This window comes from Mesobacillus foraminis, assembly GCF_004340465.1.
In the GTDB taxonomy this organism is placed as follows: domain Bacteria; phylum Bacillota; class Bacilli; order Bacillales; family Cytobacillaceae; genus Mesobacillus_B; species Mesobacillus_B foraminis.
Genome location: NZ_SLVV01000006.1, coordinates 266,551 through 290,212 on the forward strand (window position 1 = coordinate 266,551; position 23,662 = coordinate 290,212).

Here is a 23,662-nt window from a genome sequence, read left to right on the forward strand (position 1 = left end):
GTATACATGCTAAAAAACCGGAAAATAATTTTTCTTCTCTTTGCAATGATCTCTTTTATGATAATTGGTTCTATTTCACAATCCCGGGCAGATGAAAAGCCGAAAGTCACGATGGTGTTAAAAGACCTGGATACTCAATATTGGCAGATTTTAAAGGCGGGTGCGGAAAAAGGATTCAAGGACTTTGGCATTCAGGGGAAGATTGTTGCCACGAAGGCTGAGTCCTATTATGAACAGGGCAGGTCCCTGGAGGAAGAGTATGAATCCAATCCTGATGCTTTAATTCTTGCCCCGTATGATTCTACCATTGTCCCTGTATTGGAGCAGCTGCATGAGAAAAATGAAATACCAGTCGTGCTTGTGGATCAGAATGTTGCCTGGGACAGCAAAGCAGCCTTTATTGGAACAGATAATAGAGAATTGGGACAAAAGGCGGGGTCTCTATTAGCATCGGAGCTCCAGCCCGGGAACAAGGTGGCTTTTATCGGCGGAGGGATGGAAACCCCTGTATTCAAAGAGCGGATCAGTGGGGCGCGAAGTTCTCTTGAAGATGCAGGAATTATCATAGCAGCTGAATCCCTGGGTATCTATGATGATGAAAAAACAGTAAAAAAAGAAATGACCAAGGTAGTAACCAAACATCCGGATATTAAAGGGGTCATCGCCACGCATGATCTTGTCGCCATCCAGGCAATCGAGGCGTTGGAGGAGAATGGAGTCTCCATACCGGTTATTGGCGCAGATGGGATAACCGACATGCTGGAGTTGATAGAGGAAGGGAAGATATCCGGCACCGTTGCTCAAAACCCTTTTGATATGGGCTATCTTAGCGTTGAGATGGCTGCAAAAGCGATAAAAGGAGAGACTGTGGAGGAATTCGTGGATACTGGCGTGGATATTATCATTAAAGAAAATGTCCGGCAAAGACTTGATTTCCTGAATAAGCGGTTAAAGTAAGAGACAAATGCTGTTGGTATGGCAATCCATATAGGATCCTGGCTTGTTTGAACCTGCATTCCTGCGATTTCTCCGGTCCCCAGGATCATGGATATGTGCTTCAGATCCATTGAACGTGGGCGCAAGTATGGTCCGAATGTGCAGTTCAATGACAATAGGCAACAAAAAACGCCTGAGTTTCTCCCGGCAAACGAACATTTTGATTAACCAAAATGCTGAATTAAAAACAGCATTGAAATTAAACCCAGTACAAATGAGTACGTCGGAAATTGTTCTTCTTCGCCTTCCTGGCTGTCAGGAATCAGCTCCTTATAAATAACAAAAAGCATGGCGCCGGCTGCAAAGCTAAGTCCATAAGGGACCAGACCATGCACATAGGAAGCAAGGAAATAACCGATTGCTGCGGTGATTATTTCTACTGCACCAGTCAAGGTTGCAATAAGCAATGCCTTTAATTTTGGGATCTTCTGATTAAGAAGATAAAGCCCTACAAGGAAGCCCTCTGGAGCGTTTTGAAGACCAATCGCCAAAGCAATAATGCCCCCTAGGTTTTCCTGGCCTGACCCGTAGCTCACACCAACCGACAATCCTTCCGGAAGGTTATGCAAGGTAATGGCAATGATAATAATCAATGTTTTTTTATCAATCTTAGTATTGAATTTTCTGCTTTCCAGGTCCAGGCCGGATGTCCTGGATTCGATTACATTTAAAACAAAGGTCCCCAGCAACAAGCCAAGTGACAAGATGAATAGATTGGAAGAATCCAGTGCTTCCGGGATCAGGCTGAAAGTAGTAGCGGCGATCATGATTCCTGAGGCATAGCCAAGCAGAACATCTTTCATCCTGGTTGAAACCTGTTTTAAGAAGAGGACGGGAATAGCTCCGATCCCTGTTGCCATTGCAGACACAATGATTCCCCAAAAAGCTCCCTGCATCATTTTACCTTCCTCATATGATTTTTCTGTCAAACAGATAGATTCCTTATTCCCCAAGAACTCATTCGATACACTTCTAATTTCCTGTCATGCTGTCATACTGAGGGTTTTATTGATGAATCGGCAAGCAGTTCCGAAGGCAGCCCGATAGATTGAAAAAATCCTTCCAGATGACGGAAGCAAAAGGACCAGCCTTGCCAAAAGGACAGCTTTTTTTGTGCAATTTTTTCCTTTGAGCAACGGAAAAAGATTGTGTACATATGTAAGCGCTTCCAACATACATATGAACTACTTCAAGATAAATAAAGAGGATGAAGGGGGAAATGGGTTGAATATTTTATTATGCTGTGCTGCCGGGATGTCTACAAGTCTACTGGTGACAAAAATGGAAAAAAGTGCGGCTGAGGAAGGGCTGGAAATGAGTATTTGGGCGGTCCCTGGTGAGGCTGTTAGGAATCATATCGATAAGGCGGATGTTTTGCTGGTTGGTCCGCAGGTCCGCTATATGCTGCCGCAGTTAAAAAAGCTGGGCGAGACCAGGGGCATTCCTGTCGATGTCATCAACACCGTACATTATGGAACCTGCAATGGAGCCGAGGTTTTAAAATTTGCCAGGCAGCTGGTCACCAAATAAGGGAGCGATGAAGGATGAGCAAATTAAATAACATCTTGGAAAACAGGGTTATGCCGGTAGCCGGACGGATTGCAGGGCAGCGCCACTTGCAGGCGCTGCGCGATGGACTTATATTGACCATGCCTCTAATCATTGTCGGGTCACTGTTCTTGATACTCGGATTTCTTCCTATTCCCGGCTATGAGGATTTCATGGCCCGAACCTTTGGGGATGCCTGGCTGACCAAATTATTGTATCCTGTAGGAGCAACCTTTGATATTATGGCCCTCATTGCCGGTTTTGGCATTGCTTACCGGCTTGCAGAAAAATATGAAGTAGATGCCTTGTCTGCCGGGGCGATTTCGGTTGCAGCCTTCCTGCTGGCAACCCCATACCAGGTTTCCTTTTTGGCGGAAGGCGCATCGGAAGCCGTTATGGTCGGCGGAGCTATTCCGGTTGCTCTTATGGGCAGCAAGGGATTGTTTGTCGCCATGTTAATTGCGATGATATCAACAGAGATTTATCGGTTTTTCATTCAGAAGAACATTGTCTTCAAAATGCCTGATGGAGTGCCGCCAGCTGTAAGCAAATCATTTATTGCACTGATTCCAGGGTTTGTGGTTATTACCGTAATATGGCTGTTTCGGCTGCTGGTGGAACAGACTGACTTTGAAAGCCTTCACAATATTGTCGGCATCATTCTGGGAAAGCCGCTTGGGGTTCTCGGCGGAAGCCTGATTGGAAGCCTTGTCGCTGTTTTCCTGGTCCAATTGCTCTGGTCCTGCGGACTTCACGGTGCTTCAATTGTCGGCGGAGTAATGGGTCCAATCTGGCTTGCCTCCATGGATGTAAACCGGATTGCCTTCCAGGATGGGGCTTCGGACCTGCCGAATATCTTTACCCAGCAATTCTTTGATATCTTTGTTTATATCGGCGGATCCGGCGCCACACTGGCCCTTGTTGTCGCCATGATTTTACGGGCACGTAGCCAGCAAATGAAACAGCTGGGCCGATTGGCAATAGGACCTGGACTATTTAATATTAATGAACCTATTACGTTCGGAATGCCGGTTGTCATGAATCCGCTCATGATCGTCCCTTTTGTTCTTGCGCCGCTGGCAACGGTCATCATTACTTATATTGCAATGTCCACTGGACTAGTCGCAAGACCTGCGGGGATTGCGGTACCCTGGACGATGCCGCCAATTATCGGAGGCTACCTGGCAACAGGCGGGAAAATATCTGGGGCGGTTCTTCAGCTGGTCAACTTTTTGGCAGCGTTTGCAATCTATTATCCTTTCTTTAAAATATGGGATAAACAAAAATATGCGGAGGAACAAGGTACGGCAAAATAAAGGATTTGCAGGAGGATTCGTATGACAAAACTAGTAATCAACGCAGATGATTTTGGCTACTCAAAAGGGGTTAATCTAGGAATCATTGAAGCTTTTAAAAATGGTGTAGTTACTTCTGCCACGATGATGGTCAATATGCCTGGAGCTGCGCACGCCGCAGCTCTGGCTTTAGAGAACCCGGGACTTGGCATAGGCATCCACCTTGTCCTGGATTGCGGCTCTCCGGTAAATTCGGACGTTCCCTCCCTTGTCGATGAAAGAGGCGCCTTTCATAAAGCCGAGAAACTTGTTCAGCTCGCTGATTTGGCAGACGTCGAAAAAGAGATCCAAAGCCAGATTGAAAGGTTTCATTCATTCGGCTTAGATCCAACACATATCGACAGCCATCATCACCTACATGGGCATGAGCGGTTTTATTCCCTTGTTGAAAAGATCGCTCAATTTTATCAGCTGCCGATCCGGAAAGTGACTGGGGAATCCAAATGTTCCAGGTCTGTCCATATTCAAACAGTTGAAGGCTTTATCCATGAGTTTTACGGGAATGAATTAACAACAGGCTTCCTGCTGGATTTACTAGATCAAGCCTCTTCCTTTAAAACCGCAGAATTGATGTGCCATCCTGCTTTCATTGATGAACCATTGCTGACAGGAAGCTCCTATGCTCTCCCGCGTGTTAGGGAACTGGCTGTATTGACCGACCCGGACGTCGCAAGAGCCATCGAGGAAAAAGAAATTCAGCTCGTTACATATAGAGAAGTGTTTGATCAAAATGATGCTTTTTAAGGGAGGACTCCATGGGCGATCAAGAACAAATTGTCTTTCAACTGATACTTTTTGGCGGAAATGGCAGAAGCGCAGCGCTTGAAGCGGTTGCTGCAGCAAAACAGGGGGATTTTAATATAGCCAGGGAAAAGCTTCAGAAAGCGGCAGACGAACTGAACGAAGCCCATAAGCTTCAAAGCTCGCTGATCCAGGCTGAGGTGCGTGGGGATAGCAGCCCGGTGTCACTGTTAATGGTTCACGCTCAGGACCACTTAATGAATGCACTGACAATAAAGGAACTGGCTGCGGAATTTGTAGATTTATATGAAACATTAAATAATCGTTGAGCAGGTAGGGTGACAGGGTGGGGGGAAACTCAAAGCTGCTGTCATTGGGGGAGGCTCAAGCTTTACCCCGGAACTGGTTGCTGTGCGGCTAATCACTTCGATTGACAATGAGCCAATGAAGGGGGATATTCAGCCTGTCAATACTATGAATTGCGGAGCCTCTGCCAGCATACCGTATAGGCTAGCAGTCGAACTAAGTTGTATCATTACGAAAGAAGGAACAAGTCAGACAAGGTTGGTGAACTGCCATTGCCAGTAAAGGGGGATTTCATCAAACCAAATTCTTTAAAAGAGTTGCCGCAGAAGCACCAGTTATGGGGGAACATGCCAATGCTCTCCTGGCGCCTACCATCAATCCGCCTATTCTTTCAGCGCACAAAGAGATTTGCCAAAGTTTTTTTAAAAGCCAGAGGCCGAAAAGGGCGAACATTAAGGGTTTCTCAACAGCATTTTTTTCTTTTCCAGCAGATTATCTGAAAAAATGGTTGCATTCATCCTCAATAACTGACAGAATCAGGTGATAAGAAAGAAAAGAATGCGCAGGTGATTATAATGATTGAAATTAAAACTTCGGAACTAAGTGACGGTGAGTTCAATAGAGGAGTGTTCGCCACACAAGATATAGCAAAAGGTGAATTGATCCATGAAGCCCCGGTTATTTCTTATCCGAACAGCGAGCATGTTCACATTGAGAAAACTCTTCTTGCTGATTATGCGTTTGAGTATGGAATAAACCACACCGCTATTCTCTTGGGCTATGGCATGCTGTTTAACCATTCGTACAAACCTAATGCCACATATGAAATTAACTTTCCGAATCATACGTTTGATTTTTATGCCTATCGGGATATAAAAGCCGGGGAAGAGATCCTGATCAACTATAATGGCGATGTAGATGACAACGATCCCCTCTGGTTTAATAAGGACGATAAAACGGAATAAGCAGGAAGGGCAAAAGGGGCCATTTCCGCTCTCTTAGTCCGATTGGAGGCATTCGAAATAAGAATGCCTTTTTTCTATAACCATTTGTCACAAACCATTATAGGGGCAAAGTTTCTTTCACTAATATTACAGATATTAAATTTTAACAGAAAGAGAACGCGCCGAACAGATGTATGATACAATGGTTAAAAAGAAAGCGTTATTTTGGGGGACCTGGATGCAATGAAAACCATGGCTGAAGTTATCAAGACCCTTGAGAACTTGATCTATTACCGGGACGTTGAAATCATTCACAATATCAATGATATTTCTCTATCCTATTGTGATAAAGTAAAGGCATTTGTTCTAAAAAATATGAACAGCGGCGAAATTCAACAGTATGCGGATATTCAGACTTGTTCACAGGTTTTGGCAAAGCTATTAAATATATCTTAAGGAAGTCGCCAAATCAGCGGCTTTTTTTGTTGGATCTTTTAGTCTTTTATTGTGATTGAGCCGAACGATCGGAGGAAAGGTGAAAAAGGAGTTTTTGCGCCTGAAAAGCGTGATATCAGGAGGCTTAAGAACCTTGCATAGTAGCGAAATGACGATAGATAAAGATTAACAGGTCATCTTAGAAGCTCAGGCAATGACCTACATTCACAAAAATGGCATCAGTAAAAGTGCAAACACCTTTTACAGTGCCGTAGCTATGGTTACCCGTTTGGGCTGGAGTCTGTTATGAATTATCCTGCTGTATGAACGAGCATAAAAACTTAATTTCTGAAAGGATTACATCCTGGACGGCTTTGTTTTTACAAAGTTTATAATCATTTATTAATCTTCCAATTTCCTTTAGGAACAAGAGGCATTCAACATGATCCAGCTGTTTTTTATGGTCTATTAGCATACAATGTTCCTCCGCCTCAATTTATTTACACTGCAGGGACATGAATTAATTACAGTATAGGGCAAACGAGTCAGGTTGGGCTGTTTATTTTATGGAGAATTGATGTCTAAATGACCAAGGGTCTTTTTCTTTGATGGCTCAAGACTTTTCCCCGGTCGGTTATTTTCAAAAAGGAAATCCTTGAGAATGACGCGCAGGGGTAGACCAAAAGCTGGAGAGAAAAAATTTCGAGTGTAATACTACATGATAACCTTCTGAGTAAAATAAAAAGCATTCTATTCATATAGGATGCTTTTCATGAAATGTAATTCTGTTATCGGTTCATGCGTGCAGTGAAATCGTGAGCCACTGACCAGTAATTTAAGAGCATCATAATGATCCAGAAACCTAGAGCCCCTCGTTGTTAAATCGAGTTTTTACTTTGTATCAAAAGTCTCAGCATTAGGGAGGAAGCTCTAATTTCATTATTATGGCTTAGGGGTTAACAAAATTAGAACATTGGCTTTGGTGCCAGTTGAACAGCTTCAGCAGCTGTCTGAGCTGGAGCAGTGCTGGCAGCCGCTCCGACAAGCGCAACAGCAAGAGTCAGGGCTATGATTACCTTTTTCATGTTATCACCTCCTTTAACATTATCTGTTATATTTGTACATAGCGCAATGAATATCGGGCCGTAAACGATTAAAGCTTAAAGCTGATCTGCTAATTCGAGGAACGCTTTGGCTACATCAGGATCATACAGGGAGCCAATCCCTTTCTGTAGTTCCTCCAACGCATCCTCTTTCGCCATCCCTTTTCTGTACACACGGTCCGTTGTCATGGCATCATAGGAATCCACAACAGCGACAATCTTTGCTCCAATGTAAATTTCATCACCTTTTAGACCGAATGGATAACCGCTGCCGTCATAGCGTTCATGGTGCTGACCAACTATTTTGGCGGCGTCTTTAAGATAGCCGATATTGGTGTCTTCAAGGATTTCGACACCGTAAATGGTGTGTTTTTTCATGAGCTCCCATTCCTCAGGGGTAAGCTTGTCCGGCTTGTTCAGCACATGATCGGGAACCCTAATTTTCCCCACGTCATGAAGGAAACTACCAAGGTTCAGGGTATATAAATCCTTACTGGCTAGGCCAAGTTTCTTTCCCAGCATCATGCTAAGCTCCATGATGCGCTGGCAGTGGTCTGATGTGTACCCATCTTTTTCTTCAACCGAGATAGCAAGATCCTTCATGCTCTGGATATTATGGCTGTAATAATGGAAAATTGGCTGGCCGCATACATAAATAAATTCACTGTCGTTAATGGCCTGTAGAAAAATATCTTCTTTTACAGGCTCACAATGAAAATGGTCGCCTGCTGATAAAAGAATTTCCTCATTTCCATAAATAAACTTCATTTTTCCAGATAAGACATATATGAATTCAAGTGAGTTCCATTCATCTGTGGGTCCCATGGCCCATTTATGATCCTCATAAAGCTTATGGTGGATGACTTCAGTTCCGCCGTAGCTGGCAAGCAGGCCAACATCAAGTCCTTTCTGCCGCACGGTTTCAATGGTCTGTCCTTTTTTTCTTAATGAAAATCCAAATTCCTTTGAAATCATCTTATCCTCCAAAAGTCTTCTATGATCTGCAGTTATTGGGCTTACACAACATTATGACAAAAATTCTGCAAAGATGGAAGTTCATCCATTAAATTTTATCAGAGTATTCCATTCCTTTATTTTAGAGAGTACCGCTGCATTCTTTACCGCCAGAGAATAAATTCAGCGACGGCCTGGAGATTCGCATATAGGTTTAGCGGCAGGCAAGAGGAAGTATTCCCTTCAATAAATATCTTTAAGCTTTCTCGGATGAAGTTATAGGGACAGTGGTATATATTACCGGTAAAAGGTGTTGCTGTTTTTAGTAAAATACTATTATCTAATAGTTGTTTATAAATTCATATTTTATACACTGCAATTTAAATCATTTGACTTTATAATAGGATTAAAGTTTAATAAAAGATTTTATAAAGCTATCATATGTAAGCGTTATTTACATTTATATTTCAAACACCCGCTGCCAATGTACCGAGGCTGCCGCTTTATTGTGTCAGCTCTTTGTCTATCATAAAATGGAGTGAAAAAATGGACTACAGGGAAATTTTATCTGAATCAGAATATAAAAAGTACGAGGAACTGATCAATGTTACGAATGCGGTCCTGTTCAAGCTTGATCAGGGTGGGCATTTCCTTTCAATGAATCTCGAATGGAGCAACATTACGGATTATTCATTGGATGAGACAGTGGGAACCCATTTTCTTAGATACGTGAATGAAAAAGACCAGCAAACCATTAAGGAGCAGTTTGGAATGCTGGCAGACCGGCAAAAGGATGGCTTTTTCCTGGAAGTAGAGCTAGTATCCAAACAAGGGCAATCTGAATATGTTCATCTGTTTTTAAGGTCGGATCTCGACGAAAACCATACCATCATTTCCTTTTCCGGAACAATCAGCAGCCTTTCATCACGCAGGCTGCACGTTTCCGCATTTCGGGAGAATGATGACAACTATCGGTTAATCTCCGAAAATATGACGGATATGGTAGCGGTAATGGCCGAAGATGGATTGGTCCTTTACGCTTCTCCTTCACATACAACTATATTGGGCTATGAACTCCCTGAATATGTTGGCAGCTATCCCATGAAACACATCCATCAGGATGACTGGGAGCGGATGTTTAATTTCTTTCATGAAATGATTTTGAACTGGACTACTCTCGGGATAGAATACCGCTGTGCCCATAAAAACGGCAAATATCTTGACCTCGAAATGAAGTGTACGCCCATTAAGGGCCCCAATGGTGAAATCCAGGTCGTTTCCGTCAGCAGGGACATAACTGCGAGGAAAAGGGCAGAAGCCGACCTCAGGCAAGCGAACAATAAATTTAAAACACTGATATCCTCCCTCCCATATGGGATTTTGGTAGAAGATGAAAACAGTCAAATGACATTGTACAACGATGCGTATATTGATATCTTCTTTGCTGGCGGTTATTCGAAAAAGCTGCATGAGGCAGGCCAGCTCCAGGTGCTCGAGGAAACTAAACAGTTTATAGAAAACTATGAAGCCTATGAAAAGCAGAAAAAGCAGATCACGCAGAATCGTTTGAACTGCAGGGGCGATGAATTTCAGTTGAAGGATGGCCGCACTATTGAACGTGATGCCATTCCTATTGAAGAAGATGGCCGGTTCGATGGTTACCTGTGGATTTTTCGTGACGTAACCGCAAAGAAGATCTCTGAACAAAAGCTCCAGGAAGCAAACCAGCTGTTCAAGAGTCTTTCCATGATCGACGGGCTGACGGGGATTGCGAACCGGCGCTGCTTTGACGAGGCTCTGGAGAATGAATGGAAGAGACTGACAGAGGTTTCGGAGCCGGTATCTCTTTTACTATTTGATATCGATTTCTTCAAAGCCTTTAATGATTTATATGGACACCTTGCGGGGGACGCCTGCCTCCAGAAGGTAGGCAGCATTCTTAAAACCATTTCCTGGGGAGATCATGATTTGATCGCCCGCTACGGGGGAGAGGAATTCACTGTGCTTCTTCCGGGCTCTACAGCAGAAAAAGCGGCAGAAATCGCTCAAGTGGTGAAAAATAGCATCGGATACGCTGCCATTCCTCATAAAGGGTCAAAAATCCATGATTTCCTCACCGTCTCAATTGGAATTTCAACGACGATTGCAACGACAGTGGATAAGCCAACTAACCTTATTAATGAAGCCGATAAAGCCCTATATGAGGCAAAAAGGAATGGAAGAAACCAGATTGCGGTATACAGCAAATACTAATGGAAGGGCTTTTGCCTGAAAGCACCAAATTCGTTTCGGCTGATAAATAAAATCGGCATCCTCGGGCTAATCCAGGGTGCTTTTTTGTCCGCCGAGATTGAAAATCGATGTTAAAATAAGAATGTAAGAGTTAGCTGGCCGGTGTGCATTACGAATAAGCTGGTGAGAATAAGTCTGGATAGAAGGGGAAAGAGGCGCAAAATGAAATTAGGAATCACATTGGTAGTTATTATTATTGTGTGTTCGGGCATATTTACGCTTTTATTAGCAGGAAAAAGTGATGAAGGGTACAGAAAAGCAGCTAAGCGAAACACGACTAACCTGACATTGATCTATGCTGTAGCCATATCTTTATCGCTAATTGCCGTAGGCGTATATATCAGATGGTTTGCTTAAAATATAAAACGACCATAATTCTGCCTGTTGTCTATTTTGTGATGACAGGCTATTTATTTTGTAGAAAAGTAGTTGTCAGTTAAATCGGGTTTGCAGTTCCTCAATCAGGGAATGTTCGTTAAACAAGAGGATCGTGAAAGTTTTATAGTGACCAAAAAGAGGGGGAGGGAGTGAGTGAGAAAGGGGAATCATGAACACTTTCATAACGACCCTAATGAGAGGGAAGAGAAAAAAAGGTCGTTATAAAAGCTTGATGATGCCCGAACTGAAAGGCGGAAGGGGAAAAAGGTCATTACTAAAGGATCGATCAAGAATGCAAGTTTCATAATGAGAAAGGAACAGCTGTATTCAAGCTTAAACAGTTTTAAAGAAGAAAGGTGGTCCCGGTATTAGTATATCGGGGCCATTTTTTTACAATCCCCAGACTTTGGCTGCCCCCTCGATGAATCAGCTTGGAATGGGAATCATTCCTTCTTCCCGCTATTGATGAATTTCCAATGATTTACCTAAAAGATCTGGTGCATGGAACTTTTGCAGGTTTGCAGCATAACAGTAGGGCTGGTAGGCTATTTGCAGATGCTGGTCAAAATCAGTCTTTATGAACCCCTTGCAGCCAGGCCGAAAGTTGGCTTCAATAAAAAACACCTCGCCATCCTGATCAATGGCCAAGTCAATGCCGAATTCTACTAAGTGATAGCGATTTTGCTGTTCCATCCATAAACAGAACTCCCTGCAAACCGTTAAAATTTTGTTTTTGATGGATGGATAGTCAAATTGGCCGTTTAGCCTTTGAAGGGTTTCCTCAAGGGACAGTACATCGCCGCCGGCAGAATAATTAGTAATTTCTTTTCCCTCACGTGCAATTCTGCAGAGAATCCCGTTGCATTCCCACTCATTTGCCAGATTTTTATGCATGATGACACGTACATCAAATGGCAATTCGTCGACTTTTGCCAAAGGGATGTAATTTTGGCAAATAAATTGCATTTTATTGGAATGGATCAGCTTACTTAGGTATTGATCCAGTTCTTTCTGATTCATTATTTTCCGGACAGGCTCCCCGTAGCTTTTTGGATAGAACGTGACATAATATTTCTTTTTAGCATAATCATCGTTCACAATCGTTTCTACAATGACGATCCCTTTACCTTGTGCACTTAATATTGGTTTAACAATAATTTTCTCGTAAAATTGCAGGACTTTCTGAATTTGATCACTTGTTTTAACTACAAAGGTTTCTGGCAAATATTTCAGAAAATCGGGGTTCTTCAGCAAAAGGTCGTGTGTTCTCCATTTTGACAGCCTGTGTGAATTAAAAAGCTGGCCATTCCTTTCATATAGCTTTTGCCGGAAATCATGGAAGGCAGGCTGATTCAGATGCCGTCGGTAGGTAACAGCCGGTATGGCCGTCTTTCCGCGATACCATGTATCTTTTTCAGGTTGATAGATCATTCCCCTGACGAATCCTTTTTTCCAGTCAATATCCTCAATGGAATAGGCGACGATTACACCTCCAATCGAAGGATAGATTCCCATACTGGTGGAGTAATGCTTTTTCATAAAAGCAGGAGTGTATCCCTTCTTGCTATTTTTAAACAACAGCCCGATTGTTGGCCCAAGGAACAATTCCCCTTCTGAGATTCTCAGCTGGAACTGAACTCCTGGCGGCAATAAAAGATCCTGAAAAATCTTTGTCGATAAAAATAGACTGATTGGGCTGTCTTTGTCATTTAAATCGGTATAATCCGGGTCATCGACAAACTCTATTTGGCAATTTGTCTGTTTAAGTCCAAAATGTAAAATCGCCCTTTCTGACAAAACGGTACTCAGGCTCTGGTCTATACGAATAAGTGGATCATTGCTTGTAAACGAAACAATCTTAATCCATCTTAGAACCTCCATTTACCCACTTCTCCTTTTAAAGTCAAGGTAAAATATCTATATTCAACTAGGCCTATTCCTGAGCGGGCGCATCAGGAATTATCTTTTGCCATCGGAAAGAAAGGCGAATCCGGAGATTATGGGACAGGGAAGGGGATAGAAGGCGAGAGCGTGCCCGAATTTACAGGTATTTGGGCCATGGGGAAGAGAGGAACGGTAATCGGTATGGCCTTGGTTAATGGAAAGTTAACACACCAGAAGACAGCCTGAAACCGGCCTTTAAACTAATAGTAAGTGATTTTACCAATAGCAACAGATAAAAATGACAGAAAAAACTATTACACTGCGAAGCTCCAATTTATAATAGAATTAAGGTACAAAAGCGTTTTCAGAAAGTAAAAAGGGAGGATATCAAATGCTAATTGAAAAAATCAATCTCTGGGACGATGATGAGAATGTCGCCTTGCATACGTACATACTGACAAATTCCAAGGAATATCAGAAGGATCAAAAACGTCCTGCTGTCCTGATATGCCCCGGGGGAGGGTACCTTGGAACCTCTGACCGTGAAGCTGAGCCTATAGCCATGAGATTTGCGGCACTGGGTTATCATACGTTTGTACTGAGGTATACCACCTACTTTAATACTATGAACCTCGATTTCCAAAACCTTCCGGCTCCAAATGAAAAGTCAGCTTATCCGCAGCCGCTGGCGGATTTGGCCAAGGCCATGCTGATTGTTCGGGAAAATGCTGCCAACTGGCTAATAGATACCGACAGGATTGCTGTCTGCGGTTTTTCGGCAGGCGGTCATTTAGCGGCGAGTCTCGGCGTCCATTGGCACAGCGGGATGCTGCGGGATAAATTAAAAGTAGAAAATGAATGGTTTAAGCCCAACGCAGTGATTCTTGGTTATCCTTTGCTGGACTATCAGCTGATGAAAGAGAAAGTGGAGGAGGATCCGAACGAATTCGCAAAGGGGTTCTGGGAAATTTCCAATAAAGCACTACTTGGAACCCCTCACCCATCCGAGGACCAGCTTCAGGAGGTGAGCCCTGGCAACCATATTTCTGACAAGACACCTGCCACATTTATCTGGCACACTGCCGATGATGGCCTTGTATATGCCGAAAATGCCTTGAATTATGCAGCCGCGCTGGCCAGGAATAAGGTTCCTTATGAACTGCATGTCTTCGAGAACGGAGTCCATGGATTGTCCCTGAGTGATGAGGTAACTGCAGGGAATGACAGTCATATAAATGAGGAATGCCAGGTTTGGTTTGAGCTGGCTTCGAAGTGGCTGAAGAAACGGTTTAAATAAAAAATACGAAGTGCGTAGGACTACTCTTTTATAGAAACTTGACTGCAATAAGAGTATCGTTTTGATTCGAGTTATACTCATCCGTCGATATAGCGAAATTTTGGAAATTGATTGACTTCTTTTGGCGAACCGTGTTATAAAACACTATAGGAAATTTTAGTACATAAAAGGAAGAAAGATTAAAATAATATTGCTAAAGCGGTATTAATAGGGGGAAATACGAACATGGAAATTGGCAGCAGCAAAATTTTGGATTGCACAATTCGTGACGGGGGCTTGGTGAATAATTGGGATTTCAGCGTCGAATTTGTTCAGGACTTGTATAACGGCTTAAGTGATGCAGGTGTTGAATACATGGAAATCGGCTATAAAAATTCCCCAAAGCTTCTTAATGCGACCGAGCCGAATCCATGGAGGTTTCTGGATGATCACTTTCTAAAAGAGATTTTCCCTGAAAAGAAGTTTACAAAGCTGTCTGCATTGGTTGATATTGGCCGTGTAGATCCCAATGACATCCTCCCGCGCGAGGAAAGTGTACTGGATATGATCCGGGTAGCATGCTATATCCGGGAAGTGGACAAAGGCCTTGAGCTTGTCCAGATGTTCCACGACTTAGGATATGAAACGTCCCTGAATATCATGGCTTTATCCAGCGTGCCTGACAATCAGCTGATCGAGGCGTTTGAAATGGTGAAGGCAAGCCCTGTGGATGTTGTCTATATCGTAGATTCTTTCGGAAGCCTGGATCCTGCGGAAATTGAACATCAAGTTAAGAAATTCAAAAAGATGATCCCGGATAAACAGCTTGGGATTCATACCCATAACAATATGCAGCTGGCATTTGCCAATACATTGACCGCCTTGCGTAATGGAGTCACATTCCTAGATTCTTCCGTATACGGCATGGGCCGTGCGGCAGGAAACTGCAACACAGAGCTTCTTGTCAGCTATATCCAAAAAGCAAGCTATGAAATGAAGCCTGTCCTTGGCATCATCGAAAAGCATATGCTGGAAATGCGCCAAAAATGGGAGTGGGGCTATATCATTCCTTACATGATTTCCGGTGTGCTCAACGAACACCCAAGGGTGGCCATGGCTTACCGTGAAAGCGATAATCGTGATCGTTTTGTCGACTTCTATGATCAGGTAACATCACCAGAAGTGAGTATGACTCCAGCATCAAAATAAGAGAGTAAAAGTGCCTCAGTTCCTGGGGTGCTTTTTTACTTATAGGAATTAGGATAATTCTTATGACCAGCTATGAAGGCTGGTCCTTTTTTGTTGTCTTGGTTTATTTTCGCCAGCCTGCCGAATAGTTCTGTTTATTTTAGCCATCATAAGGATTGAATAAACCTTAAGGAGTGAAAGATGATGAAAAAAGGATGGATTATGCTTAGCTCAGCAGTCTTGACTCTGGGTCTTGCAGGCTGTGGAGGAAATGATAACGCAGGAGGAAACAATAACGCAGGAGAAAACAATAACGGGCAGCAGGTGCAAAATCAGAATCGCCCGCGGATTTTGAATGATGACCGAAACAACCGGACTTTAAGAATTTCTGACCGGGCTGAGCGCCAGGTGGAGAAAATGGAAGAAGTGTCCGACGCCCGTGTCATCATCTCTAATAATAATGCCTATGTTACCGTTAAACTTGGTGAAAATAACAATAATAACGGCAATGGAACCAATAATGGAAACAACGGAACCGGAGCAGGCGGCGGAACAGGGACAACTGGAACCGGGGCAGGAGCCGGAACTTATGGGACTGGGACAGGAACTAATGGAGCAGCCGGTGCCGGCAGAGGAACAGGAATGGCAGCCGGCAATAACAACGCTGACCGTAACGGCAATGCAAGAGTCAATGATACTTTTGATGGCAACAATGGAAACGTTATGGAAAATGGGACTGTCAATCAAAGTGACAACGGCAGCGACGGCATGATTGACGGAAAAGGCGATGCAGGAAAAGGGAACCGCAAGAATGGCAATGGCAACAATAACAACGATGGAGGCACAAATATTTTTGGTGCCGGCAATGGAAATAACAATGGAGCTAACGGGAATAATGGCGGAGATAATGTTGACGGAGACACCGAGTACAGTGAAGTTTCCAACGCTTTCGAGCAAAGGATAGCAGACCAGGTGCGCAAGGCCGACAAGAGAATTCATAAGGTATTTGTGTCATTGGATACAGACCTTTATAACCGCATGGGCACATATGCTGAGGACATCAGAACAAACAGGGACCGCGATGGCCTGTTTGATAATTTCAATGCCGATATGAATGATTTCTTTGGCAGAAATAATAACAATAACCGATAAAATGATAGCTGTAAGCCGAAAAACCATTAAGGGTCTTGCCTTAATGGTTTTTTGACGTAAAGAATTGAAGTCAGAGTAGCTAGTGGTACAATGAGGCTGCCGGCAGATCTAAAATCTAGAATATTTCCTAATCAGAAGGTTTTGTTTAAAATAGGGCTATGCAGCTATACGTTAGGAAGAAAGGGAGGGGGAACATGGATAACTTGCAGAACCTGAACAGGATCACACCCGATAATAGCCTTGTGCCCAATTACAATTTAGACAATAAGGAACATTTTTTTGAGCTATTTATCAGTCACAACAAGGAGGTCTGCATTGTCGGGAAGCTGGACAATAACTATATTTACTGGTGCTCCTTAACAACGGTTGAAGAGTATGAAACGAATTCTGCCATCTTTGAATATTTAGCATTCCATCCAGTCAAAATGGTTTCAAACAAGTATAACGCTTTAGGAAGCAGGTACAAAGAAGTTGAAAGCTGGCATCGATTACCTATTACAAAGCGCAAACTTCGAAATGAGGATTTTTATTATTCTCCTGCAAACTCAGCGCACTTTAAGGAAGGAAAGTTTTTTGCGAGAGAAATTCATACGTTCTACAGGCAAGAAAAATTAAAATGTGAATACAGGCTGCTTGGACAGCTATATGTCCCGATTTTACAAACGTATAAAAGGGCCTTAATGAAAGATGGTAAAAACGCTTCTTATTATTTGGAGATGAAACCAATCATTCAAATCATAGAGGTTGAAGGCTATTTGAAATTGTGCCCTGACCCAGACGTCCGAGAATTATATTTAGAATGCCTCGAAGCAGGTAAATCTTTATATAACCGGTATATGTCAGAGGTTCGCTGATCTAAAGATTTGCAACAAGGGGAAATGAAAGAGAGGCATTATAAATACAATTGAGTGCACGATTCAAAAAGAGAACGGCTGTGATTCTAATTTAAATTTGTGTATAATTGAATATTTTAAATATTGACTTAATTCAGTGTATTATCTACTATTAAATGAGAGGAAATAAAAGGAGGGAGTCGATACATATTGTGAAGGGGTTAGTTAAAAGGAAATAACAACGTTGTTAAAGGAGGGGCCTGTGTGTTTCGTAAATTGAAAGCAATGATGTTAATCGTATTGTGTACATGTCTTTTTTCGACTGGAGCTTCTGCTGTCAAGGATTCAAAAAGCTCTTTTGCTGATAAAGAAATACTGCTGTGGGATGGAGCTGCTCCAGGGTCGGAGAACGTTGAACTCACTCAGCAGATCATTGAAAGAAGCAAGGATCCCAAGGTATTGGACCGGGCAATCGTTGGAATTTCAAAACCGAGCATCATTCCGTTTTTTCCAGCCAAAGGGAAGGCCAATGGAACGGCCGTACTGATTATGCCAGGCGGTGGCTATGAACGGGTAGTCTTTGACAAGGAAGGCTATGATATTGCACAATGGCTAAATTCCAAAGGAGTGACGGCTTTTGTGTTAAAATACCGTCTTCCGGCGGAAGGGCATGACCAGGGGCATTTGGCTCCTCTCCAGGATGCCCAGCGTGCTATGAGATTGATCAGGGAAAATGCCTCTGAATGGGGAATAAATGCTGACTCGTTAGGTGTTTTAGGGTTATCTGCAGGTGGACATTTAGCTTCCACCCTTGGTACGAAATATGATGAAGAGGTTTATAAAGCAACGAGCAAAACAGATCAACAAAGTGCAAGGCCTGATTTCATGATCCTCAACTATCCGGTCATCTCCATGGATGAAGAGATTACACATGCAGGATCAAGAAAGAATCTACTGGGAGCTCAGCCAAGCGATGAAATGGCCAAGCTTTTCTCAAGTGAATTGAATGTAGATCAGGATACACCTCCTGCCTTTATTGTCCATGCCAATGACGATACAGGGGTACCCAGCAAGAATAGCGTATTGTTTTACCAAGCATTAAACGAGGCTAATGTAGAGGCGGAAATGCATATCTTCCGAAAAGGCGGTCATGGCTTTGGAATCCGTCTTGCTGAAGGGCCGATTTCTTTATGGACAGAACTAGCTGAGGAATGGATGGAAGCCTCCGGGTTTATGGAGTAGGGGAATAGTGTTGAATAAGGTTCCCGGCGAACAGCTGGGGACCTTATTCCGTTTTTACACATGATTGCATCCGGACTTGCATCCTGTTCGCATGAAAGTGCGTAAAGAGCGTCAACCCTGTAGGGAACGGGTATAATAAAACAGGAGAAGCAGAAATTAAAAAGACTGCTTTTGATGCTATTGCTATTTTAAAAAAAAAGGATATAAGAAACAGGACAAAAGACGGAAAGGGGATACGATGACGAATACAAACGAGACAGGCTGGAAATTGGACAACAGCTATGCCCGGCTCCCGAAAACTTTTTTTACTAAGCTTGACCCAAACCCGGTAAGCTCACCAAAGCTGGTCACTCTTAATGAGGCGCTTGCACAAACAATGGGCCTGGATGCCCAGGCGCTTCGGAGTGAGGATAGCGTGGACATATTTGCCGGCAACACGGCAATGGAAGGCTTCTCTCCGCTTGCACAGGCTTATGCCGGCCATCAGTTTGGACATTTTAACATGCTGGGGGACGGCCGGGCCATGCTGCTTGGCGAGCAGATCACCCCTGAAGGCGAACGGGTTGATATTCAGCTGAAAGGTTCAGGCAGGACACCCTATTCCCGGGGCGGAGACGGACGTGCCGCGCTGGGGCCGATGCTGCGTGAATATATTATCAGTGAAGCAATGCATGGACTTGGGATTCCTACTACGCGAAGTCTGGCTGTGGTCACAACTGGTGATACTATTATTCGTGAAACCCGTCTGCCTGGTGCAGTCCTGACTCGTGTGGCCGCCAGCCATTTGCGTGTCGGCACCTTCCAGTATGGAGCCAATTGGGGCACAGCCGAAGAACTGAAGAGTCTTGCAGACTATGCAATAAAACGGCATTATCCCAAGATTGAAGGAGATGATGGCCGATATCTGTCTTTGCTGAAGGGAATGATTAATCGGCAGGCAAAACTGATTGCCAAATGGCAGATGGTTGGTTTTATTCATGGCGTAATGAATACCGACAACATGACCATCAGCGGAGAAACCATTGATTATGGTCCATGTGCGTTTATGGATACCTATAATCCTGCAACTGTTTTTAGCTCAATCGATACCCAGGGCCGCTATGCCTATGGCAATCAGCCGCCGATTGGCGGGTGGAACCTTGCCCGGTTTGCGGAATCTTTGCTGGCCCTGCTGCATGAAGATGAGGATGAGGCAGTGAAAATGGCCCAGGATGCCATTTCCGAATACCCGGAGATTTATCGCAGCCACTGGCTGGCAGGGATGAGATCCAAGCTTGGATTGTTCAATGAAGAGGAACAGGACGAAGCCCTCATTCAGGATCTGCTTGAGATGATGGAGAAGCACCGGGCCGATTTCACCAATACCTTCCGTTCGTTAACAATGGGGAAACTCGAGGGAACGGCACTGTTCGGGACCGAGGAGTTTATTAAGTGGAACGAGCGCTGGGAGGAGAGACGGAGCCGACAGCAGCAATCTAAAGAGGACTCCAGCGAATTGATGCGAAGAAGCAATCCTGTCGTTATCCCGCGGAACCATCGGGTGGAAGAGGCGTTGGATGCCGCAGTCAAAAATGGGGAGTACAGTGTCATGGAAAGACTGCTAAAAGTCCTTTCAAAACCATATGACTATGAAAATGAAAATGAAGAATACTGTAGACCTGCACCGACAGGGCTTCCGTACCGGACTTATTGCGGGACGTAAGGAGATCTTTTTTTAGGAAAAAAAGCTGCCTTGAAATAAAAGGCAGCTTTTATTTGTTTCGCTGGTTAGAGCTGGGATTTTCAATTTGCACTGATGTTTTACTTTCATCAATTTGGGAGAGTTCAAAGATTTTAGGAGATGGAAACGATTTTCGTTTAAAGCGATAGGTCACATAGAGAGAGTCTTGGGGCCTTGGGATTCGTTTAAGAGAGCAGGCAAGTCCGGAAAGCCGTTAAACTTAGTTTCCGAGGGGATAGGAGTTAGAAATGACCGTTAGGATCAAAGCCATTAAATTGAAAGTGATGAAAGAAAAAGATAGAAAACGTCTAAGGTTAGGCACTGATTATTGAAAAACCAGTGTCAAGAAGGTGAAAACAACGTTAAGGCAATATCTTTTTAAAAGAAGAATTGCAATTTAAGTCGGGTTCCTCTAAAAATGGTACCAGATTTGTAAAAAGTACGTAGCTGACACTTTAACTTTAGTTGTGGATACGGTTGGAAACGGTCATTTTGCCGTTTATCGATTGATTCCCTCCGGTTATGGATAGATGATTCTCATTTATGAATCGATTATTTATGTTTATGCATCGATTCTTTGCTTTTAATGAAAAACCTGTGTCCAGAAGGTGAAAACAACCTTAGGGCAGTATCTTTTTAAAAGAAGAATTGCAATTTAATTCGGGTTCCTCTAAAAATGGTATCAGATTTGTAAAAAGTATGCGGCTGACACTTTAACTTTAATTGTGGATACGGATGGAAATGGTAATTTTGCCGTTTATCGATTGATTCCTTCCGGTTATGGATCGATGCTTCTCATTTATGAATCGATTATTTAAGTTTATGCATCGATTCTTTGCTTTTAATGAAAAACCAGTGTCAAGAAGGTGAAAACAACGTTAGGGCAGTATCTTTTTAAAAGAAGAATTGCAATTTAAGTCGGGTTCCTCTAAAAATGGTACCAGATTTGTAAAAAGTACTTAGCTGACACTTTAACTTTAGTTGTGGATACGGATGGAAACGGTCATTTTGCCGTTTATCGATTGATTCCCTCCGGTTATGGATCGATGATTCTCATTTATGAATCGATTATTTATGTTTATGCATCGATTCTTTGCTTTTAATGAAAAACCTGTGTCCAGAAGGTGAAAAAAACATTATGTGCCTTTTTGAAATCAGTATTAAGGGAAGGGCACGTAGGGATGTACTGAGAGCATGTTGGATTGAATTTTTAGAGGGAAAAGGTCACTTAGAGGAACTCTACGTGACTGTTTGGATTCAGGATTTGAGGGAGGGGCGCGTAGAAAGGTTTTACGAGACTGTTGGATCTATTTTAGAGGGGAATAGGTCACTTAGGTGAGTCTGCCAGCTAGAGGGGCGGGCGCGGGGTTGATCCTCCTCTTTATGATCAATGATGGGGAAAAAGGAATTAAGAGTGACGGGAGTGAGCTACATCGTTTATCCGGAACCCCCAGAAATCACCTTAAATACCTCTGTTAAAAGTTCGGACTTTGGGGCAGAACAATTTGCGGATGAGCTGCAAGCCCTGGTGGACAAGTATCGTAAAACCGGGGAATTGGCAAAAGCTGTCCAAGGTGACTCATACAGCATCGTCATTTTCAGCAAAGACAAGAAAAGTAAAAGGCTGAACGGACTTTTGTGAGTCTCCTTGTTTCAAAGGGGACTCAGTTTTTTCTTTAACTTTAAAATTTTATGAAACTATTTCCTGTGTAAGCATGTCTATTGTATGTAGAATCTTTTGGGAGTGATGATCTTGAAGGTAAGGTCTATGAGCGGCCTTAATTTGGCTATTTTTATTCTGTTGGGTATCAATATGGCGTTAGCATTATTTTTGTTTTTGTAGCAAAACGGGAAGATTATCCTTTATTACAACCCAAAAGTACGATTACTCCGAAATCCTTAGAGACCATATTAAAGATAATCTGTCCCATTTTAGGGGAAAAGCAAGCTTTTTTATAATGCTCAATTGATCAGCAACCATGCGGGAAAGCACTTAACTTTCGCCCGCTTTATAATTTAGCAAGATTTCTTCACCCTTTTCACATACTATAGTATGTAAAAAGGGTAGAACCGAACAAATTTTAATCTGCTGGATTTCTTTTTCTAAAGAGAATAGTAATTATGCCAGGGTTAGCAAAAATCTCAGTCCTTTTGATGACTGCATTAAATGGATAGAATGCATAAAGCTTGGATGGATAAGGAGTCATTCACTAAGAATCAAGGGGAATAAAATAATCAGAAACGATCCATGATGGAATTGGAGATGAGAAAGGAATGTGAACGCTCCAGCTCTTCGCTGGAGGAACAGTTTCCAGCTTTTATATGTGTATATGAATGTATGTTCTATGCTTCATGCACAGAGGAAATGAACCATGTTTGCCCCAACTGCGGCGGGGAACTGGTACGGCGGCCGCGTCCGAAGAAGCCGTAAAGCGGTTTAAAAGTTTAACACTGTTTATTGTAAGTTTTAGGCCTTTTAAGGCTGGGTGGATTAAGCTTTCGTTAAGCAGAACGTCTTTGCCCGTCGGCAGGTGGCCAGGAATAAACCTTCGCCTGCAGATAGATATTTTCTTATCGTCTCCCATTGCACATGTTACATACTAGTCAGAAAATTACACTAGAAAAGTAAAAATATAGGTTGATAATGTCTCATCAAGTTACTATAATAAAGAAGGTAAAATTTGCATACTATAGTATGCAAATTTAAAATATGTCGAAAAAGAGCATTACGGACAGAACTAGAAACTTTAGATAACATGGATTGTTATAAGGGAGGACATAAAATGAAAAAAGTATGGGCAGTTTCTTCGGCTTTGGCATTATCACTTGCTTTAGGAGCATGTGCTAGCGGCGGAGATCAATCTTCTGAAAAGGAACAGGATACCGCGGCATCCACTGCGGAACAAACGAATCCGAAGAAAGCTTTGGTAAGGTTTTACATGGATCTTACAAACCAAATCAATGAGCAGGATGTTGATTTAAATACATATGTTAATACAGAGGAAAAGACTGACGAACTGAAAACAGCAGCAGCACAGTCTGCAAGCACAGTAGCCGAAGGGCTTAAAAAGGTTGAAATTCCGGCCGATCTTAAAGAACAAAAGGAAGATATCGAAGCGGCTCTTAAGGATTTCAGCACCTCTTATGAATTAAAAGCGGAAGAGCTGAAAAAAGGAGAGCCTTCTTTCGAGGAAGCAGACCAGACCTTTTTAACTGGGCAGGAAAAGCTTGGGACCGTGTTTGAAAGTGTTGAGCTTTTGAAACCGGACTTGAGCAAAGAAGTAAATTAATTTTACAACTTTTTAGAGAGATGGC

At 42.9% G+C, this 23,662-nt stretch carries 22 protein-coding genes; 19 read left to right on the top strand and 3 right to left on the bottom strand.

Translation table 11 applies throughout. From position 1 onward, the window contains the following. Positions 1–6 precede the first annotated feature (6 nt). Positions 7–957 (top strand): sugar ABC transporter substrate-binding protein, encoded by a 951-nt coding sequence (locus EV146_RS12460; protein ID WP_181215867.1) that lies wholly within the window; start codon positions 7–9, stop codon positions 955–957. Between the two features lie 203 nt (positions 958–1,160). On the opposite strand, the gene EV146_RS12465 is transcribed toward EV146_RS12460, so the two are convergent. After that, positions 1,161–1,892 carry a ZIP family metal transporter gene (locus EV146_RS12465; protein ID WP_132006912.1) on the bottom strand — a complete coding sequence of 244 codons (732 nt, stop codon included), beginning with the start codon at positions 1,890–1,892 and terminating at the stop codon, positions 1,161–1,163. Positions 1,893–2,220: 328 nt separating this feature from the next. On the opposite strand from EV146_RS12465, the gene EV146_RS12470 reads away from it, so the two are divergent. From EV146_RS12470 to EV146_RS12495, 7 genes are all read left to right on the top strand, one after another. Then, positions 2,221–2,526 (top strand): PTS sugar transporter subunit IIB, encoded by a 306-nt coding sequence (locus tag EV146_RS12470; RefSeq protein WP_132006508.1) that lies wholly within the window; start codon positions 2,221–2,223, stop codon positions 2,524–2,526. 14 nt (positions 2,527–2,540) lie between these two features. Continuing rightward, positions 2,541–3,860: a PTS cellobiose transporter subunit IIC gene (celB, locus tag EV146_RS12475; protein ID WP_132006511.1), complete on the top strand. Its 1,320-nt coding sequence runs from the start codon at positions 2,541–2,543 to the stop codon at positions 3,858–3,860. Between the two features lie 21 nt (positions 3,861–3,881). Beyond that, a complete protein-coding gene (chbG, locus tag EV146_RS12480) occupies positions 3,882–4,643 on the top strand; it encodes a chitin disaccharide deacetylase (RefSeq protein WP_132006514.1) in 762 nt (253 codons plus the stop codon). A gap of 11 nt (positions 4,644–4,654) precedes the next feature. After that, the gene (locus EV146_RS12485; RefSeq protein WP_132006517.1) at positions 4,655–4,969 is read left to right on the top strand and encodes a PTS lactose/cellobiose transporter subunit IIA; all 315 of its coding nucleotides are present in this window, start codon (positions 4,655–4,657) and stop codon (positions 4,967–4,969) included. A gap of 82 nt (positions 4,970–5,051) precedes the next feature. Then, positions 5,052–5,228, top strand: a complete 177-nt coding sequence (locus EV146_RS28385) for a family 4 glycosyl hydrolase (RefSeq protein ID WP_373566060.1) — start codon at positions 5,052–5,054, stop codon at positions 5,226–5,228. Between the two features lie 293 nt (positions 5,229–5,521). Then, positions 5,522–5,911, top strand: a complete 390-nt coding sequence (locus EV146_RS12490; protein WP_121612364.1) for an SET domain-containing protein — start codon at positions 5,522–5,524, stop codon at positions 5,909–5,911. A 222-nt stretch (positions 5,912–6,133) separates the two neighbouring features. Continuing rightward, complete coding sequence (locus EV146_RS12495; protein ID WP_121612365.1) at positions 6,134–6,346, top strand: hypothetical protein; 213 nt, start codon at positions 6,134–6,136, stop codon at positions 6,344–6,346. 1,139 nt (positions 6,347–7,485) lie between these two features. Here EV146_RS12495 and EV146_RS12500 read toward each other — a convergent pair. Further along, positions 7,486–8,403, bottom strand: coding sequence for an HD domain-containing phosphohydrolase (locus EV146_RS12500; RefSeq protein ID WP_132006520.1), 918 nt, complete (start codon positions 8,401–8,403; stop codon positions 7,486–7,488). Positions 8,404–8,928: 525 nt separating this feature from the next. On the opposite strand from EV146_RS12500, the gene EV146_RS12505 reads away from it, so the two are divergent. Beyond that, complete coding sequence (locus EV146_RS12505) at positions 8,929–10,635, top strand: sensor domain-containing diguanylate cyclase (RefSeq protein WP_132006522.1); 1,707 nt, start codon at positions 8,929–8,931, stop codon at positions 10,633–10,635. A 201-nt stretch (positions 10,636–10,836) separates the two neighbouring features. Further along, a complete protein-coding gene (locus EV146_RS12510) occupies positions 10,837–11,031 on the top strand; it encodes a hypothetical protein (RefSeq protein WP_121612368.1) in 195 nt (64 codons plus the stop codon). A 480-nt stretch (positions 11,032–11,511) separates the two neighbouring features. Here the strand turns inward: EV146_RS12510 and EV146_RS12515 are convergent, their stop codons facing one another. After that, positions 11,512–12,933, bottom strand: coding sequence for a YheC/YheD family endospore coat-associated protein (locus EV146_RS12515; RefSeq protein WP_132006524.1), 1,422 nt, complete (start codon positions 12,931–12,933; stop codon positions 11,512–11,514). A gap of 394 nt (positions 12,934–13,327) precedes the next feature. Here EV146_RS12515 and EV146_RS12520 point away from each other — a divergent pair, with 394 nt between their 5' ends. The 9 genes from EV146_RS12520 (at position 13,328) to EV146_RS12560 (ending at position 23,637) form a co-directional block, all read left to right on the top strand. Beyond that, a complete protein-coding gene (locus tag EV146_RS12520; RefSeq protein WP_132006527.1) occupies positions 13,328–14,233 on the top strand; it encodes an alpha/beta hydrolase in 906 nt (301 codons plus the stop codon). A gap of 225 nt (positions 14,234–14,458) precedes the next feature. Then, positions 14,459–15,421, top strand: coding sequence for an aldolase catalytic domain-containing protein (locus tag EV146_RS12525; RefSeq protein WP_132006530.1), 963 nt, complete (start codon positions 14,459–14,461; stop codon positions 15,419–15,421). Positions 15,422–15,601: 180 nt separating this feature from the next. After that, complete coding sequence (locus EV146_RS12530; RefSeq protein ID WP_132006533.1) at positions 15,602–16,552, top strand: YhcN/YlaJ family sporulation lipoprotein; 951 nt, start codon at positions 15,602–15,604, stop codon at positions 16,550–16,552. A gap of 194 nt (positions 16,553–16,746) precedes the next feature. Then, the gene (locus EV146_RS12535) at positions 16,747–17,406 is read left to right on the top strand and encodes a hypothetical protein (RefSeq protein ID WP_132006536.1); all 660 of its coding nucleotides are present in this window, start codon (positions 16,747–16,749) and stop codon (positions 17,404–17,406) included. Positions 17,407–17,649: 243 nt separating this feature from the next. Beyond that, entirely contained in the window at positions 17,650–18,627 is a 978-nt protein-coding gene (locus EV146_RS12540; RefSeq protein ID WP_199232679.1) for an alpha/beta hydrolase, read from the top strand. Positions 18,628–18,865: 238 nt separating this feature from the next. Next, a complete protein-coding gene (locus EV146_RS12545; protein WP_132006539.1) occupies positions 18,866–20,329 on the top strand; it encodes a protein adenylyltransferase SelO in 1,464 nt (487 codons plus the stop codon). Between the two features lie 1,408 nt (positions 20,330–21,737). Further along, positions 21,738–21,989 (top strand): DUF4030 domain-containing protein, encoded by a 252-nt coding sequence (locus EV146_RS12550; RefSeq protein ID WP_132006542.1) that lies wholly within the window; start codon positions 21,738–21,740, stop codon positions 21,987–21,989. A gap of 621 nt (positions 21,990–22,610) precedes the next feature. Beyond that, the gene (locus tag EV146_RS12555) at positions 22,611–22,778 is read left to right on the top strand and encodes a DUF1272 domain-containing protein (RefSeq protein WP_309136093.1); all 168 of its coding nucleotides are present in this window, start codon (positions 22,611–22,613) and stop codon (positions 22,776–22,778) included. Positions 22,779–23,130: 352 nt separating this feature from the next. After that, positions 23,131–23,637, top strand: coding sequence for a hypothetical protein (locus EV146_RS12560; RefSeq protein ID WP_132006545.1), 507 nt, complete (start codon positions 23,131–23,133; stop codon positions 23,635–23,637). Positions 23,638–23,662 lie beyond the last annotated feature (25 nt).

Coding starts and splice junctions, on each gene's coding strand:
- EV146_RS12530 (WP_132006533.1), top strand. CDS start 15,602: ATGATGAAAAAAGGATGGATTATGCTTAGCTCAGCAGTCTTGACTCTG.
- EV146_RS12555 (WP_309136093.1), top strand. CDS start 22,611: ATGAGAAAGGAATGTGAACGCTCCAGCTCTTCGCTGGAGGAACAGTTT.
- EV146_RS12500 (WP_132006520.1), bottom strand. CDS start 8,403: ATGATTTCAAAGGAATTTGGATTTTCATTAAGAAAAAAAGGACAGACC.
- EV146_RS12485 (WP_132006517.1), top strand. CDS start 4,655: ATGGGCGATCAAGAACAAATTGTCTTTCAACTGATACTTTTTGGCGGA.
- EV146_RS12505 (WP_132006522.1), top strand. CDS start 8,929: ATGGACTACAGGGAAATTTTATCTGAATCAGAATATAAAAAGTACGAG.
- EV146_RS12520 (WP_132006527.1), top strand. CDS start 13,328: ATGCTAATTGAAAAAATCAATCTCTGGGACGATGATGAGAATGTCGCC.
- EV146_RS12560 (WP_132006545.1), top strand. CDS start 23,131: ATGAAAAAAGTATGGGCAGTTTCTTCGGCTTTGGCATTATCACTTGCT.
- EV146_RS12550 (WP_132006542.1), top strand. CDS start 21,738: ATGATGGGGAAAAAGGAATTAAGAGTGACGGGAGTGAGCTACATCGTT.
- EV146_RS12490 (WP_121612364.1), top strand. CDS start 5,522: ATGATTGAAATTAAAACTTCGGAACTAAGTGACGGTGAGTTCAATAGA.
- celB (WP_132006511.1), top strand. CDS start 2,541: ATGAGCAAATTAAATAACATCTTGGAAAACAGGGTTATGCCGGTAGCC.
- EV146_RS12510 (WP_121612368.1), top strand. CDS start 10,837: ATGAAATTAGGAATCACATTGGTAGTTATTATTATTGTGTGTTCGGGC.
- EV146_RS12495 (WP_121612365.1), top strand. CDS start 6,134: ATGAAAACCATGGCTGAAGTTATCAAGACCCTTGAGAACTTGATCTAT.
- EV146_RS12465 (WP_132006912.1), bottom strand. CDS start 1,892: ATGCAGGGAGCTTTTTGGGGAATCATTGTGTCTGCAATGGCAACAGGG.
- EV146_RS12515 (WP_132006524.1), bottom strand. CDS start 12,933: ATGGAGGTTCTAAGATGGATTAAGATTGTTTCGTTTACAAGCAATGAT.
- EV146_RS12545 (WP_132006539.1), top strand. CDS start 18,866: ATGACGAATACAAACGAGACAGGCTGGAAATTGGACAACAGCTATGCC.
- EV146_RS12460 (WP_181215867.1), top strand. CDS start 7: ATGCTAAAAAACCGGAAAATAATTTTTCTTCTCTTTGCAATGATCTCT.
- chbG (WP_132006514.1), top strand. CDS start 3,882: ATGACAAAACTAGTAATCAACGCAGATGATTTTGGCTACTCAAAAGGG.
- EV146_RS12525 (WP_132006530.1), top strand. CDS start 14,459: ATGGAAATTGGCAGCAGCAAAATTTTGGATTGCACAATTCGTGACGGG.
- EV146_RS12535 (WP_132006536.1), top strand. CDS start 16,747: ATGGATAACTTGCAGAACCTGAACAGGATCACACCCGATAATAGCCTT.